Source organism: Thalassospira australica, from assembly GCF_000763295.1.
Lineage (GTDB): Bacteria > Pseudomonadota > Alphaproteobacteria > Rhodospirillales > Thalassospiraceae > Thalassospira > Thalassospira australica.
In genome coordinates this window covers 101,796-117,802 of sequence record NZ_JRJE01000005.1, presented here as the reverse complement: position 1 = coordinate 117,802, position 16,007 = coordinate 101,796, and the positions used below count along the sequence as shown (strand labels likewise).

Annotated in this window: 13 protein-coding genes; 2 read left to right on the top strand and 11 right to left on the bottom strand. The window is 53.9% G+C overall.

Annotated features, from left to right (window positions below):
- Positions 1-25: 25 nt before the first annotated feature.
- From JF44_RS0104765 to JF44_RS0104725, 9 genes are all read right to left on the bottom strand, one after another.
- Positions 26-526, bottom strand: coding sequence for a cytochrome c-type biogenesis protein (locus JF44_RS0104765; protein ID WP_033067809.1), 501 nt, complete (start codon positions 524-526; stop codon positions 26-28).
- Positions 523-1,059, bottom strand: a complete 537-nt coding sequence (locus tag JF44_RS0104760) for a DsbE family thiol:disulfide interchange protein (RefSeq protein WP_033067808.1) — start codon at positions 1,057-1,059, stop codon at positions 523-525. Before JF44_RS0104760 ends, JF44_RS0104765 begins: the two co-directional genes overlap by 4 nt.
- Positions 1,056-3,131, bottom strand: coding sequence for a heme lyase CcmF/NrfE family subunit (locus JF44_RS0104755; protein ID WP_033067807.1), 2,076 nt, complete (start codon positions 3,129-3,131; stop codon positions 1,056-1,058). The genes JF44_RS0104760 and JF44_RS0104755 overlap by 4 nt, the downstream gene beginning before the upstream one ends.
- Positions 3,132-3,264: 133 nt before the next feature.
- Positions 3,265-3,753, bottom strand: coding sequence for a cytochrome c maturation protein CcmE (gene ccmE / locus JF44_RS0104750; RefSeq protein ID WP_081944337.1), 489 nt, complete (start codon positions 3,751-3,753; stop codon positions 3,265-3,267).
- Positions 3,754-3,766: 13 nt separating this feature from the next.
- Positions 3,767-3,964, bottom strand: a complete 198-nt coding sequence (gene ccmD / locus JF44_RS0104745) for a heme exporter protein CcmD (protein WP_033067806.1) — start codon at positions 3,962-3,964, stop codon at positions 3,767-3,769.
- A complete protein-coding gene (locus tag JF44_RS0104740; protein ID WP_033067805.1) occupies positions 3,961-4,749 on the bottom strand; it encodes a heme ABC transporter permease in 789 nt (262 codons plus the stop codon). The genes ccmD and JF44_RS0104740 overlap by 4 nt, the downstream gene beginning before the upstream one ends.
- A gap of 61 nt (positions 4,750-4,810) precedes the next feature.
- Positions 4,811-5,476: a heme exporter protein CcmB gene (gene ccmB / locus JF44_RS0104735; protein ID WP_033067804.1), complete on the bottom strand. Its 666-nt coding sequence runs from the start codon at positions 5,474-5,476 to the stop codon at positions 4,811-4,813.
- Positions 5,473-6,189, bottom strand: a complete 717-nt coding sequence (gene ccmA / locus JF44_RS0104730; protein WP_033067803.1) for a heme ABC exporter ATP-binding protein CcmA — start codon at positions 6,187-6,189, stop codon at positions 5,473-5,475. The genes ccmB and ccmA overlap by 4 nt, the downstream gene beginning before the upstream one ends.
- 223 nt (positions 6,190-6,412) lie before the next feature.
- On the bottom strand, positions 6,413-7,156 hold the full coding sequence (locus JF44_RS0104725) for a DUF1223 domain-containing protein (RefSeq protein WP_033067802.1): 744 nt from the start codon (positions 7,154-7,156) through the stop codon (positions 6,413-6,415).
- Between the two features lie 545 nt (positions 7,157-7,701).
- Here JF44_RS0104725 and JF44_RS0104720 point away from each other — a divergent pair.
- Positions 7,702-9,042 carry a sodium-dependent transporter gene (locus JF44_RS0104720; protein WP_033067801.1) on the top strand — a complete coding sequence of 447 codons (1,341 nt, stop codon included), beginning with the start codon at positions 7,702-7,704 and terminating at the stop codon, positions 9,040-9,042.
- Between the two features lie 60 nt (positions 9,043-9,102).
- Here the strand turns inward: JF44_RS0104720 and JF44_RS0104715 are convergent, their stop codons facing one another.
- Entirely contained in the window at positions 9,103-11,649 is a 2,547-nt protein-coding gene (locus JF44_RS0104715; RefSeq protein ID WP_081944335.1) for an EAL domain-containing protein, read from the bottom strand.
- 235 nt (positions 11,650-11,884) lie between these two features.
- Here JF44_RS0104715 and JF44_RS0104710 point away from each other — a divergent pair, with 235 nt between their 5' ends.
- Entirely contained in the window at positions 11,885-12,532 is a 648-nt protein-coding gene (locus tag JF44_RS0104710; RefSeq protein ID WP_337587902.1) for a GNAT family N-acetyltransferase, read from the top strand.
- Between the two features lie 161 nt (positions 12,533-12,693).
- Here the strand turns inward: JF44_RS0104710 and acnA are convergent, their stop codons facing one another.
- Positions 12,694-15,381, bottom strand: coding sequence for an aconitate hydratase AcnA (gene acnA, locus JF44_RS0104705; protein WP_033067799.1), 2,688 nt, complete (start codon positions 15,379-15,381; stop codon positions 12,694-12,696).
- Positions 15,382-16,007: the final 626 nt, after the last annotated feature.

The following is a 16,007-nucleotide window of genomic DNA, read 5'->3' as shown; positions in this document are numbered from 1 at the left end:
AGATATGTCAGGCGGTTACATGGCATCAGTTTTTGCCATCATTTTCTGACGTGCCAAGAAGCTCATCAAGGCGGGCCTGCTCATCGGCCGAAAGGGATTCGGATGCGGGCGACCCGTCGCGGCTTTTGCGGCGGTAAAAGGCAAAAACAGCAAGCAGGGCCAGAACGACAAGAACGACCGGGCTTGCCCACAGAATATAGGTTTCAGGTTTGAGCGGCGGGTTTAACAATACATAGTCGCCATAGCGCGCAACGATGTAGTCGATGACCTCTTCATTGTCATCCCCGGCGACAAGACGTTCACGCACCAATACCCGCAGGTCACGGGCCAGTTCGGCATCGGAATCATCAATCGACTGGTTCTGGCACACCAGACAGCGCAGTTCCTTGCTGATCTCACGTGCGCGTTCTTCGAGAACCGGGTTGGACAGCATTTCATCAGGGTTCACTGCCAATGCCGGATTGGAAACCAGAACCGGGATCAAAATGGCAAGGGTACTGAAAAGAACCGTAAAGCGTCTTGTCATCCCTTTAACTCCGCAATTTTCGGCAGTAATATCTGTTCAAGGACTTCGACTGTGACCGGGCCGACATGCTTGTATTTTATTTGTCCGGTGCCATCGATGATGAAGGTTTCCGGGACACCATAGACACCAAAATCAATACCTGTACGGCCAGATAAATCCATACCGACCGCCTTATAGGGGTCCCCAAGTTCGGCAAGCCATTTTACACCATCTTCCGGGTTCTTTTCCTTGTAGTTCAGGCCAAAGACCGGAACTCCGCCTTCGCGCGAGAGACGTTTGATCAGGGGGTGTTCAGCACGGCACGGGATGCACCAGCTTGCAAACACATTGAGAACCGATACGTTGCCCGTGGTAAGATCCGCGCGTGAAAGTCCGGCATCACGACCGGGCAGCGGCGGCAGCGAGAATTCCGGGGCCGGTTTGTCGATCAGGACAGACGGGACGACAGAGGAATCCTTGTCGATGTTCAACAAGAAAACCCCGGCCAAAGCCACGAACAAGATCAAGGGGATGACAGCAAGCGAAAATCTCATGAAGTTGAAACTCCATTCTTCTTAAGGCGCAGGATTATGCGCGTGAGGATGCTGAAACATCCGCCGATCAACATCAATATCATGCCGGCCCAAACCCAGGGCATCATCGGCAAGTAATGTGCGGTTACCACGCGACCACCATCGTCATCGCGGTCGCCTATGGAAACATGCAAATCCCCGTCGCGGCCATGCCAGATGTCGGCTTCGCGGGTTTCGACACCGCGGATCGGGTAATAACGAATTTCGGGAAACAGTTCGGTTACAGGCAGTGAATGACGATACAGGATAAAGGTCGCCTGACGGGTTGCATAGTTCTCACCAGCCAAAAGTGAGACACCCTCATATTGCAGATTATAGGGGCCGACCTGAATGCTTTGCCCCGCACGCGCAGAGACAACAACCTGTTCTTCCCAGATGCTGCTGGCCGATCCACCGGCAATCAAGACTGCAAGGCCAATATGGGCCAGTGTCATGCTGATATAGCGCGGACCAAGCAATTGCAGATTACGGTATTTGCTTTCGCCATGTTCCGGATGACGCCACAGGCGCGCCCACAAATCACTTATTGAGGCGGTCAATACCCATCCGGCAAGACCAATGCCGATCAGAGGCGCTGGTGACAAATCAATGAACCGGATCGACACAAACAGAACCGTTATCAGTGACAGGATCGCGGCAAGTTTCATGCGCCGTCCGACCATCCAGGCTTCATCCTGTCGCCATCGCAATGCCGGGGCAAAGGCCATCAAAAACAGCAACGGCAGAACAATGGGAACCAGCACCTCGACGTAAAAGGGGGCGCCGACCGTGATCGGGTCACCGGTCATCCATTGCAGGACCAGCGGATAGATCGTGCCAATCAGGACAACGGCAGCGATCAGCGACAGCATCACGCTGTTCAGGAACATCGCACTTTCGCGCGAAACCAGATCAAAGGTCCGCCGGTCGCGCATTTCATCGCCAGCGCGCCAGAAAAGGTAATAGGCACAGCCAAAAACCAGACAGAACGCGACCAGAAGCCCGACACTGTCACTGGGGATAAGTTGGGTTTCCGGTAGCGGGGCAAACAGATCAGACCGGGTCAGATATGCCCCGAACCACCCAGCGGCAAGGGCGGTAATCCCCAAAAACGCTGTCCAGCTTTTAAGAGTTTCGGTCTTTTCCAGAACGGCCCGACAGTGCATTAGCGCGGTTGCCAGAAGCCAGGGCAGAAGCAGGCTGTTTTCAGCCGTATCCCAATACCACCAGCCGCCCCATGCCTGTTCGCTATAGGATCGATAGGCATTAAGCGCAATTGCGGCACTCAGGCAGACCCAGGATGCCATTGTCCAGAAGCGCAAGGTTTCCCCAAGGCGGCGGTCAATCGCGCGATCAAGCAGTCCAGAAAGGGTCAGGGCAAAAATGCCCCCAAGCCCGGCCAGCCCGAGATAAAGGAAAGGTTCGCGCAAAACTTTCAGGATGTCCTGACTTTGCGGGTTCATGCCCCGGCCATCAAGCGGGGCGACAGTTGTGCGCAGGAACGGATCGGCGTCAATCAGTGTGACAACACCAAGGATGGCAATCAGGAAACCGACAATGGAAAGAGTGTTTTGGCAAAATCGATTGTCATTGGCATCTGTCGGACCAGATGAGGCCAAGTAGCGCAATTGAACGGCAAGCAGAACATTCACCAGCGAAAGGGCCACAAGCCACAGCAGCATCGCGCCGCCATCTGGCGTAAAGGCCGCCCCGATCCGATAAAGCAACGGTGTGGAAGAATGGCTGACGCCTGAAACGATCGGCAGGGTGAAGTCGCTTACGATAAATGCGTTTAGCAGTGCGGCTTCAACAAACAACGCCAACAGCATAATGACAGCGGGCAGCAAAAACAGATTGGCCGGTTGTGGGACAGAGGGAAAACCGCTGTCCTCAACACTGTCTGAAAGGGCGGGGCCGGTTGCCGAGGCGGTTGCGTGTTTGGGGGCGATCATGCGCATGGACGACCGCAGCCAAAGCGGGCTGAACAAGACAGCCTGTCCAATCCCTGTGACTACCATCAGAAGCAGGGCAAAATGTCCTAACTCTGCAAGCATATGCGTCTAAGGCTTCCCCGATAAGTTTACCTGCAACCTATTGCCTGATCTGAGGGGGACAGATCAAGGGACAATGGTCGAAGTTAAGTTCTTCTTGTGCGTATGGTTGGGCTTTATGGCGGCAGAATGTGGCTTAATTACGCATTTGTTCTGCGTTTTTGGCTTCGATTTCTTCCCAATAACCACTTGCCTTAAGGGATGCTGCAACTTCGGGGGGCATGTAGTTCTCGTCATGTTTGGCAAGAACTTCGGATGCGATGAATGTGCCCTCGCTGCTCATATGGCCTTCGGCGACAACGCCCTGACCTTCGCGAAACAGATCGGGCAAAATGCCGCGATAGGACACCGGAACCGATTGCGCCATATCGGTCACAACAAAGGCGACTGTCTGACCGTCTTCAAGTTTGGCAACCGATCCTTCGACGACAAGTCCGCCTACGCGCAAACGCTGATCGGGGTCGATGGGGGATTTTTCGGCGATTTCGGTTGGGCTGAAGAAGAAGACCACTGAATCTTCAAAGGCCGTCAGCATCAGTGCCGCCGCACCACCAACCGCCAGTAAAATGGCACCAATGGCATACATGCGTTGACGTTTGCGGATTTTTGCGCGGGAAAGGGACACTGCAGTTCTCCGGTCAGGATGCCTTGTGGGTCTTTTGGCTGCGGCGTGGGCGACGTGATTGCAACACTGCTTCAAGCTGATCACGTTCAATACGGCTGCTGTGCAAGCCGCGCAAAGTGGCGATCAGCAAAACAATCATCGCAAGTGCAGTAATACCGTAGCTTGCCCAGATATAGCTGCCATACCCCCCCATTGAGAAGAATTCACTCATTCCTTGGCCTCCGCATTGTGACCCGCATCATAGCTTTGCTTGCCGGTGTTGGTTTGCGGGCTTCGGTCATCAAACATGCCTGACAGATGCAGGGCACGAATGCGCCGTTCATTCAGCTCAAGGCGAACGCGCAGGATCAAAACCACAAAGTAATAGGCGGTGAAACCAAGGATCATCAGGGCAAGTGGCAATTGCATGCTTGGATCAACGGCCGGACCGTCCATGCGCATGATGGAAGCTGGTTGATGGAGCGTATTCCACCAATCGACAGAGAATTTCACGATCGGCACATTGACCGCACCAACTAATGCCAATGCTGATCCGGCTTTTGATCCGCGTTCGGGATCGTCGAACGCATTCACAAGCGCAATATAGCCAAGATAAAGGAACAACAGGATCAACATGGATGTCAGGCGTGCATCCCACACCCACCATGTGCCCCACATCGGTTCACCCCAAAGCGATCCGGTAATCAGGCAAAGGGCGGTAAAAGTTGCGCCAATCGGGGCCGTTGCGCGTGCACAGATATCCGCCAGCGGATGTTTCCAGATCAGGCTCATCGCACCGCAAACCGCCATTCCGACATAACAGAACAACCCCATCCATGCGGCGGGCACGTGGATATACATGATCCGCACGGTATCGCCCTGTTGATAGTCAACCGGTGATCCGATCAGGGCAAAGTAAAGTCCCGCGGCAATAAGAATTGCGGTCAGAACCGACAGCCACGGCAGGATCGGGGCAGTCAGGTTCAGGAACACGCTTGGTTTGGCGAAACGATGCATCTTTTCTTATCCTCGGTGCGGGAACCCGCACTAGTTCATTCCATATTGTCGTTGCGTTGTCTTATTCCATGGCCTGTCTGACGGCATGGGCGGTGGCAAACGGTGTGGCCGTCAGGGCCAACAGCAATATCGCAGCCATGATTTGCAGTTGCGCGGTTGCCGATATGCCCAAAAGTGCTGCCTCAACCGCACCGGCACCAAAGATCAGAACCGGAATATAAAGCGGCAAGACCAGAAGCGATACCAGAACACCTCCGCGCCGCGCACCCAGAATAAGGGCCGCGCCAATTGCCCCGATCAGGCTAAGGGCCGGGGTGCCCAACAACATGGCAGTGATCAGGGTTATGAAACCATCCTGATCCATATTGAGCATGACGGCCATCAGCGGTGCGGCAATAATCAGGGGCAGGCCGGTTGTCAGCCAATGGGCAAGAACCTTGCCCAGGACAAGAAGTTCAAGCGATACCGGCGAGAGTGTTAAAAGTTCCAGCGTTCCGTCTTCGTAGTCGGTTTGAAACACCCGTTCGAGAGACAGCATTGCTGCCAGCAATGCCGACACCCAGATGACACCGGATGCAATGCGCGCCAGAATATTGGCTTCTGGCCCGACCCCGAAGGGAAACAGGGTTGTGGTGACGATAAAGAAGGCAACCACCATGACCGAATCAGCGCCCTGACGCAGGGCCAGACGCAAATCCCGTTGCAAAATGGCAAGGAAACCATTCATTGCGCGGCCTCCTTTGACGTCAAGCTGGCTTGTGTGTCGGCTTGTTCGTCTTCGAGTTCGGAATGTTCGGCCAACCATTCGATCATCGGAATGGCAAATTCATCAAGATCAAGAATGCTTGGGCTTTCGATATCAAGATCAGTATGGGTCGAATAGATCACGATGCCGCCGCGCGCCCGGAACGCAGCAATCAATTGGGTCAATTCAGCGCAGCTTTCGCGGTCCAGACCGACGGTTGGTTCATCAAGCAACCATAGATCGCTTGGCCCGATCAGGACACGGGCAAGGGCGGTGCGCCGTTTCTGTCCGCTTGAAAGATATCGTCCGTTCACGCGCGAAAGATGATGGATATCAAGGGCATCAAGGGCGTGATCAATTGCCGCGTCAAGATCGCGCACACCGCGCAGTTGCCCCCAAAGACGTAAATTGTCGCGTACCGAAAGAACCGGCTTGATGGCATCCTGATGTCCCAGATATTGGGTGCGTGTCTGATGGGCGTTGCGGTCATCAGCGATGTTTTCGCCGTTCCAGCAAAGGTTACCTGAACGCGGGCTTAACAGTCCGGCCATAAGCCGCAAGAGGCTGGATTTCCCGGCACCGTTGCGACCACGCAGCATAACGGCGTCACCGGATTTGGCCGTAAAGGACAGACCACCAAATACCAGTCTTTCGCCGCGCAGGCAGGTCAGATCAGAACCGCTAAAATCAGCCATGTAACCCGTTAGATTGTCTGAAATCCATTCCGTAACACGCCAACATATAACGCGTCACAACGCATTATCCACGCAATAACCGACATTTGCGCAGATGGCATTGTTTCAAATCAATCCAAATAACGTTTCCTGTGGTGTCGAAGGCGCGCATCGACCATCAGATATTTGGCGTTATTGAATGCGGTTTTGGCAGAATGGATGGGGGGGGGCCGCCTAAGCGACCTTAAAACCGGATCAAGGATGCAGCAACGATCGGGCCACCGCGCCCGTCCTGAACCAGAACGGCAATGCCGCCATCGGTGGGCGTCGTCATGGCAAAGGGAATTTCGCGGCGGGCCCCATCCCAATGACCAAGACCAATCATTTCGCGCACAACATTGGCATGCACCAGACGTTTTCCGGCATTTTCACCGGATAAAACATCGCGTTGGTGTTCGTTGTCAAAGCCAACCATCCAGACAAGAGATGTGCTGGCAGCTGATGATTTTTCCGACCGCACAAGTGTGACGGTTCCTTGCGCAGGTTTGGTGGTGTCGCTGTTGGACAGGTCTATGTCCACGACATCAGGCAGGGGCGCAAGCGACCTGCTGGTGGCCTCGATTCTTTGTTTTGCGGTTGCGCGTACGACGTGATCACCATTGATGATGACTTGTGGCGTATAGACATATCTTTCGCGCATATGGTTGGCATATTCGCGCTGCCGTGCGCTGTAAAAGGCATCAGAAAACGGGTCTGTCCAGCCAAGATAATTCCAGTAATCGACATGGTAGGATAGCAGCAACAGATCGTTATGTTCCTGATTTAACTCATGAAGAACACGATCGGCAGGCGGGCAGGAGTTGCAGCCCTGTGACGTATAAAGTTCGACCACTGCGTGCGGGACGATGCTTTGGCCCGCATTGAGGGGGCCTGAAACTGCGATTGTTGCAAGGGCAATGACGCCAAAAAGGGAAGCCGTGGTTTTCATGCTTCCATGATGCCTTATCGGTGTCATCAACCCCTAATCACAAGGCCTTGAAACCGTCGGGAGGCGCAAAAGGGTGGATTTTTGCGTTTAAGGCGGAATCTTCGATATGAGATTGCCAAAAATTGATGCTATTAGCAGCGCACCAATCGGAACCTATCTGAGGGAACGGTCCAGGGGCAAAGGTCTAGGGTCAGGCCCCATTAATTTGGTTTGAATGGCAGACGTTATATTTGTGAAGTCCAAGGAAAAGCCCGCCGGTCGGGCTGATATCCCCGGCCAAGGGGTTTGACGCGGGAGTTTGCAAATATAACGTCTGTCCTTCGGATTCACCGGATTTGCACGGGCTACTTTGTCGCAAATCCTTGAAAGATGTATATCTTCCTGCGGTTTTGCTTCGTGTATCCGCACAAATCCGGTGAACCATTCGAACTAAATTAATGGGTCCTGACCCTAATTCACCTTTGCGTTTAATGAAAAAACAGGAGCTGGCCTGTCGGCGGGAGCATTTTCCGGCAAGGTCGGTCCGAAATGAGGTTTACAGGTTAATGATAAAACGTGAACACTGGGGCTCACGCCTTGGCTTTATTCTGGCGGCTGCGGGGTCGGCTGTCGGTCTTGGGAACATTTGGAAGTTCCCATATATGGCAGGTGACAATGGCGGTGGTGCCTTCCTGGTCATCTATCTTGCGTTGGTCTTTACCATCGGTCTTTCAGTCATGCTGGCGGAATTCGTGATCGGGCGCATGTCCGAAAAAAATGCGATTGGCGCTTTTGTCAAACTCAAGGGTGGTCTTTGGCCTGTCGTTGGTATGTTTGGTGTGGCGGCTGCCTTCATCATTCTGTCGTTTTACAGTGTTGTTGCCGGTTGGACCTTGTCCTACATGATCAAGGCGATTACCGGTGCGCTGGCGATTGAGGACCCGGCCGCACTAGGCGACATTTTTGGCGGGTTCATTTCCGATACGACAACACCGCTGATCTTCCATGCCGTCTTTATGGCAATAACCGTCTTTGTGGTTCTTTCCGGTGTTGGTGCGGGCATTGAACGGGCTTCCAAAATCCTGATGCCTGCGTTGTTTGCGCTTCTGATCATTCTGATCGTGCGTTCGGTAACGCTTCCGGGCGGTATGGAAGGTGTTAACTTCCTGCTGTCGCCGGACTTCTCGAAAGTTACCTGGACGACGGTTTCCGATGCGTTGTCACAGGCGTTCTTCTCGCTCTCGCTTGGTATGGGGGCGATGATTACCTATGGTTCCTATCTGTCGAAGAAGGAAAATCTTCCGGGGTCGGCTGGCTGGGTGACCCTGCTTGATTCGTCCGTTGCCGTGATGGCAGGTCTTTTGATTTTGCCCGCTGTGTTTGCCTTCGGTTTTGATCCGAGTGCCGGTCCCGGCCTGACCTTTATCACGCTTCCGGCCGTATTCGCGCAGATGCCGCTTGGCTCGTTCTTTGGGTTCCTGTTCTTCCTGTTGCTGGCAATTGCGGCCCTGACGTCGGCGGTTTCCATTCTTGAAGTTGTGGTGGCCTACTTCGTTGATGATCGTGGGCTCAGCCGTAAAACGGCGGCCATGATTATCGGTTTTGTGATCTTCGTTCTTGGCATTCCCTCGTCACTTTCGATGGGTGTGATGGCCGATGTTGAGATCCTGTGGGGCAAGAACTTCTTCGACCTGATGGACTTTATCAGCTCAAGCCTGCTTTTGCCGATTGGCGGTCTTTTCATCTCGCTGTTTGTTGGCTGGGTTGTCTGGGGCCAGGCCAAAGAAGAAATCGCAGCTCACAACGGTGTTGCACCGGTGTGGCTTGGTGTCTGGGGATTGATCGTCAAGTTCATCGCGCCGCTTGCGATCGCCTTTATCCTGCTTAAAGGTCTTGGCGTTTTCTAAGCCAAATCCAAACAGACAGATCAAACACGAAGGGCGGGGATTTTCCCCGCCCTTTTTGCTTTAGACCAAAGCCGATTTTGCGATTTTGCTGATGTCTTCTGGTGCCATTGGGCGTCCCAGGAGATAGCCCTGTATCAACTCACAGCCCGCATCGCGCAGAACATCAAACTGATGGTTGGTTTCGACCCCTTCGGCAATACAGGTCTTGCCAAGGTTGTGCGCCATATTGAGGATGGTGATCGCAAGTGTTTTGCCCTCGGCGCCATCTTCAATGTCGGATACGAAACTGCGATCAAGTTTGATGACATCAAATGGCAATGTACGCAGATAGCTCAGACTCGAAAAACCGGTTCCAAAGTCATCAAGGGCGATCCGCACACCAAGATTACGCAAACGCTGCAACTTGGCCCGCATATCGTCAATGTTGCGCATGAACAGGCTTTCGGTGATTTCGATTTCCAGCCGGTCGGCGGCAACGCCCTTGTCGACGATGATGGTGCGCAGCTGTTCGGCAAAATCCATGGAGCCATAGAACTGCTGGACGGACACATTCACCGCCAGGCGCAGATTGTGCAAACCTTCCTGACGCCATGCGACCAACTGCTTGCAAGCCGTACGGATCACCCAGCGGCCAAGCTCGCCAATCACACCCATTTCCTCGGCAATCGGGATGAAGGTTGAAGGTGGGATCGTTTTTCCCTCGGCTGTGGTCCAGCGCAGCAATGCTTCAACACCGGCAATCTCACCTGTTTTGGCATCAAATTGCGGCTGATAGACCAGATGCAGATCTTCATTGTCAATTGCGCGGCGCAGAGCCGTTTCAAGTGCAAGGTCGGCACCCTTCTGGCTGTGCAGATTGACACTATAGAGCCCGACCCGGTTGCGTCCCTGTTCCTTGGCCTGGATCATCGCAAGTTCTGCACAACGCATGATGTTGCTGGTGTCGTTGGCATCCTCGGGGAAGGATGCAATGCCGATGCTGGCCGAAAGATAGACATCCTCGCTCCTGCGGGTCAGATGTGCTTCGCCCAGTCGGGTCAGCAATTTTTCGGCGATATCGAAGGCTTCCTGCTCGGTATTCACATGCGGCAGGATCGCGGCAAATTCATCGGCACCAACACGCGCAACAACGGCGTCCTGACCAAGTTCGCGACTGATCCTGCGGGCGACTTCAACAAGAACATCATCGCCCGTGTTATGCCCAAGAGCATTGTTCACGCGCTGGAAGTTATCGATATCAAGCATGGCAATGGTCAAAGGGCGTCCGACCCTGCGCGCGCGCCCGATATGAAGGGACAATAGTTCCGAGAACCGACGGCGGTTGGGCATGCCGGTCAGTTCGTCGGTAAAGGCAATCCGCAGGACATCCTCGCGGTTCTTTTCACGGCCGCTGATGTCGGTGAAAATTGATGCGTAGTGTGTGACGGCACCTTCTCCGTCACGCACGGCCATGATCGACAGCCATTCGGCATAAATCTCGCCCGACTTGCGGCGGTTCCAGATTTCACCTTCCCATTTTCCGGTACGGCTCAGATCCGTCCAGAGCTTGTCATAGAATGCCTTGTTCTGGCGCCCCGATTTCAGGATGGATGGCGTTTTGCCAATGACTTCCTCGGCCTGGTAGCCGGTCACACGCGTAAAGGCGGGGTTGACGGCCTCGATCTCGCCGGTGGCGTTGCAGATCATCACGCAATCTGGTGAATTTTCGATCAGCTTGTTGGCAAGAGCAAGCGATTGGAGCGCTTTGGTCAGTTCGTTGCTGCTGTCATTGGCCAGATTGCTGAGATGAACCAGATAGTCCTGTTCGATGAATTCCAGAAGGTCGGCAAATGACAAAACCCCAATGGTTTCGCCATGATGGTTATGCACAACGAGGTGACGGAAATTGTCACGCATCATCAGGTTGCGCGCATCATCAAGGTTCATGTCCTGCTGGATGAAAGTGACAGGGCGCGTGGCAATATCGCCCGCCGTCAGGTTTTCATGCTCATCTGCCAAATGACGCAGGATATCGCGTTCGGTAATGATGCCGGTTTGCAGCTCTGCCGGTAGATCTTCGGGGAAACCGGAAATGATCGCACTGTCACATTTTTCAGAATGCATGCGCTGGCGCAGTTCCCAGACGCGAATGTCCTTATGTGCAAATACCGTCGATTGGCGCACAGCATCGGCAACATCATTGGCGATGAACGGCTTTTTATCACCAACGTGCCGGATCAGGTCAGTCTGGCTGACGATCCCGACAAGGCAACCTTCGGCGTCAATGGTCACAAGGTGGCGCACGCCGCGATCACGCATACGCACGATCGCAGATTGCGGGGTAGCGTGGACTGAAATGGTGTGAACCGGTTCGGACATACGTGTCGAAACCGGTTCGGAAAGTGCTGCGGCAGTCGTGGCAGGCAAAGAGAGCAAATCATGTTCGGTAACAATACCCACAGGCTTGTTGGCGACCACAACGATGATGGAACTGCTGTTGGCGCGACGCATCTTGGTGATGGCTTCGCCAAGGGACGCCTGTGGGGAGCAGTTCAAAACTGTTCCGGGTGAGAGTGTACCGACCGTCAGACCAGACGGGCGTCCGTCCGTGGATGTGGGGCGCATCATAAGGGTTTGCTCTGCTGGATTGTTCTTGTTCGCGTCTATTCTTAAGGGCTGACTCGTGGGAGCACTCCTAACAGATTACGCGCTCTTAAGAATTGTTCTGGATCAAGTGTGCACGCGGTGATTGAACATCTCCGAGAGATGCAAATTGAAAGAAAATAACATCTCAACGGAACGCGGTGGGATGTCGAAATGTTAACCTGAAATTTCAGGAAGAAATCAGGCAGCTTTCATCAAAATGTCGTGCTTAACACGACGTGCGCCTTACGGGTTGAAGTCACGAACCGCAACGCCACTCGCCTTGAGGTATTTACATGCGGGACTTTGCTGTAATTGGGCAACGTGCTTAAAGTGCACCATGACTCAGCACACGATAAACACCGAGCGACTATTGCTACGAGGCTGGAAGCCTAGTGATCACGCACCATTTGCGGCAATGTGCGGTGATCCCGACGTCATGCGCTACATTGGTAATGGCAAGACGCGAACTGCGGACGACGCGGCACGATACATCGCATCATTTGAGAAAGAGTGGCGCGAACGGGGCTTCGGATTGTTCGCTGTCGAATCCAGAAAAACCGGTGAGCTCATTGGCTTTACAGGATTGTCTTGGCCGGACTTCTTGCCCGAAGTGTTTCCATCCGTCGAAATCGGTTGGAGATTTTCGAAGCTCAGCTGGGGGAAAGGTTACGCAAGCGAAGCAGCGGTCGCCGCTCTTTCATTCGGCGTCAATGAGCTTGGCATCACCGATATTGTGAGCATATACCAAATCGAGAACAGTCCATCGGCGCGCATCATGCGAAAGCTCGGCATGATCTTTGATCGAAGAACGATTGACCCAACCTGTGAACGCGAGGTCGAGGTTTATCGTCTACCTCGGCAATAAGTTTAGGTGTGGGCATTTCACCACATTGATAGGCAATGCTCTACATTTCCGACATTTCTGGTCGAGCTTGACAGTTTTCTCAAAACAGTTGTCCACATAAGAAACACCCCGCCAGAAATCCGGCGGGGTGTCAGCATTTAGCCAGTGAATTCAGATCGAAATCAGGCAGCTTTCATCATGTTACGCAGAACGAACTGCAGGATGCCGCCGTTCTGGTAGTAGAGAACTTCGTTCTCGGTATCGATACGGCAGGTGGCGGTGCACACTTCGGTGCTGCCATCTTTGCGCGTGATGCGAACCGTAACGTCCTGCTGCGGAGTGATGCCATCACCGATGCCCAGAACGTCAAAGGTCTCCGAACCATCCAGCTTATAGGTCTCGCGACCTTCGCCGTTTTTGAACTGCAGCGGCAGAACGCCCATGCAGACCAGGTTGGTACGGTGGATACGCTCGAAGCTTTCCGCGATCACAGCTTTGACGCCAAGAAGGTTGGTGCCTTTTGCTGCCCAGTCACGCGAAGAACCGGTGCCGTATTCCTTGCCGGCAATAACCACAAGCGGAGTGCCTTCGGCCTGATAACGCATTGCAACGTCATAGACCCAGCCCTGTTCGCCCGACGGATAATGGACCGAAATACCGCCTTCGGTGCCCGGTGCCATCTGGTTGCGGATACGAATGTTGGCAAAGGTACCGCGCATCATGATTTCGTGGTTACCACGACGTGCGCCATAGGAGTTGAAGTCACGAACAGCAACGCCGTTTGCCTTGAGGTATTCACCTGCCGGGCTTTCTTCCTTAATCGCGCCGGCCGGAGAAATGTGGTCGGTGGTGACAGAGTCACCCAGGATCAGGAGCGGACGTGCGCCATGAACTTCAGAGAAGTCACCCGGTTCTTTCGCCATGTTGACGAAGTACGGCGGGTTCTGAACGTAGGTGGACTTGCCATCCCACGCGAAGGTTTCGCCTTCGGTGACTTCAATTGCCTGCCAGGGCTTCGGACCTGCAAAGATGTTGTCATAACGATCTTTGTACATCGCAGCCGAGATTGAAGACGCAATGGTGTCTGCGATCTCTTTGTTGGTCGGCCAGATGTCTTTCATATAGACATCGTTGCCGTCTTTGTCGGTACCAAGCGGATCCTTGTCCAGATCGACCTTGAGGTTACCGGCAAGGGCATAGGCAACAACCAGCGGCGGGGAAGCAAGATAGTTTGCCTTCACGTGCGGGCTGATACGACCTTCGAAGTTACGGTTACCAGACAGAACAGCCGTTACCAGCATGTCCTTGTCTTCAATGGCACCGGCAATCGGGGCTGCAAGCGGACCGGAGTTGCCAATACACGTGGTGCAACCGAAACCAGCGATGTTAAAGCCAAGCTGATCCAGATAATCCTGAAGGCCTGCTTTTTCGAGATAGTCGGCAACAACCAGCGAACCCGGTGCGAGCGAGGTTTTCACCCACGGCTTGCTGGTCAGGCCAAGTTCGACAGCTTTTTTCGCCAGAAGACCTGCTGCGATCAGCACGCTCGGGTTCGAGGTGTTGGTGCATGAGGTGATCGCCGCGATAACGACGTTACCGTCTTTCATTTCGAAGTTTTCATTCGAAACCGGAACAGAACGATCGGCATCAACACCCGGAGCCATTTCAGCAAAGGTGTTGTTGAAGCTTGATACGGCATCTTTCAGCAGAACGCGGTCCTGCGGACGCTTCGGACCCGAAAGGGCCGGCTCGACGGTCGAGATGTCCAGCTCAAGCGTTGCGGTGTATTCGGCTTCGTGTGCCGGATCACCCCACATGCCCTGTTCTTTGGCATATGCCTCGACAAGGGCGATCTGTTCTTCGTCACGACCGGTCGAACGCATGTAGTTGAGCGTTTCGTCATCAATCGGGAAGAAACCACAGGTCGCGCCATATTCCGGGGCCATGTTACCGATGGTCGCACGGTCCGGCAGGCTCATGTGTGCCAGCGCATCGCCATAGAATTCGACGAATTTGCCAACAACGCCTTTTTCACGCAGCATCTGAACGACACGCAGAACAAGGTCAGTTGCGGTGATGCCTTCTTTCATGGAGCCGGTCAGCTTGAAGCCAACGACTTCCGGGATCAGCATCGAGATCGGCTGACCGAGCATTGCTGCTTCGGCTTCGAGACCGCCAACACCCCAACCAAGAACGGCAAGGCCGTTGACCATGGTGGTGTGAGAGTCGGTACCAACCAGCGTATCCGGATAGGCAACGGTTTTGCCGTCTTCGTCTTCGCCGGTCCAAACGACCTTTGCAAGATGCTCGACGTTCACCTGGTGGCAGATACCTGCCCCTGGCGGAACGATGCGGAAGTTGTTGAACGCATTCTGGCCCCAACGCAGGAAGCCATAACGTTCGCCGTTACGTTCGAACTCGACTTCCATGTTTTTGTCGAGTGCGTCGTCGGTACCAAAGAAGTCAATCATGACCGAGTGGTCAATGACCAGATCAACCGGTGAAAGCGGGTTCACCTTCTGGGCGTCGCCACCCATGTTGACGACGGCATCGCGCATGGCTGCAAGGTCAACGACGGCGGGAACGCCGGTGAAGTCCTGCATCAGAACGCGGGCCGGACGATAGTTGATCTCGTGGCTGCTCTTGCGCTCTTTGAGCCAATCAACAACAGCTTTGACATCGTCGGTTTTTACGGTGAAATCGTCTTCGTAACGCAGAAGGTTCTCAAGAACGACTTTCAGCGTGAAGGGAAGTTTAGAAACGTCGCCGAATTTCTCGGAAGCAACTTTGAGGCTGTAATAGTCGACGGACTTGTCCCCGACTTTCAGCGTGCGGCGCGTTTTCAGGTTGTCTTTGCCACAAATGGACATCAGACCCTCCTCAAGGTGGTTAAAGGGCTTGTCGTGACAAGACACCCCGACCGTCGGAGCGCCGAGCGGTGGGCTATCTGTGTTGCGTGACGCGGGTCACGGCTCATATCTATGTGCAACGGGGTTACACCACAAATCCCTTGGAAAGTCCAGACCCGGAAAAGGGGTATTCCCGAAAATCCGCTGATCACAGCATATTGCCAGCCCGAACAAATTTATGCGCCCTGACCCTAATCGATATGTGGGGGCACTTTTGACCTTTCAATGGGGGGCGGCGGATCCGAGTCTGTTTTTCCCGCAACATACGTGGCTGAGATCTTTCAGCACTTAGGTTGCCTGTCTTGCGGCGTCGTTCTTGCGATGTCGTTTGTTGATAGACGAACCCGACTCCAAGGCGGATTCGAGTGCCCGGATCGTTTGTTCAGGTTTCAGACCCCGGTGTAGAGCCAGAAATATTGTGCAGTGCGTAATTGCATGAATTTTTTGCGATGCGGTGATGTTCGGGCCGTGGAAACAGCCGCGCTGCCAGATAACGCTACGTAATCAAGGGTAGAAAGACAGGTGCTGTTTGCCGGGTATTAATTGTGCAGTGCGAATTTGTATAAAACAGCCAATCCCTTGTGGAT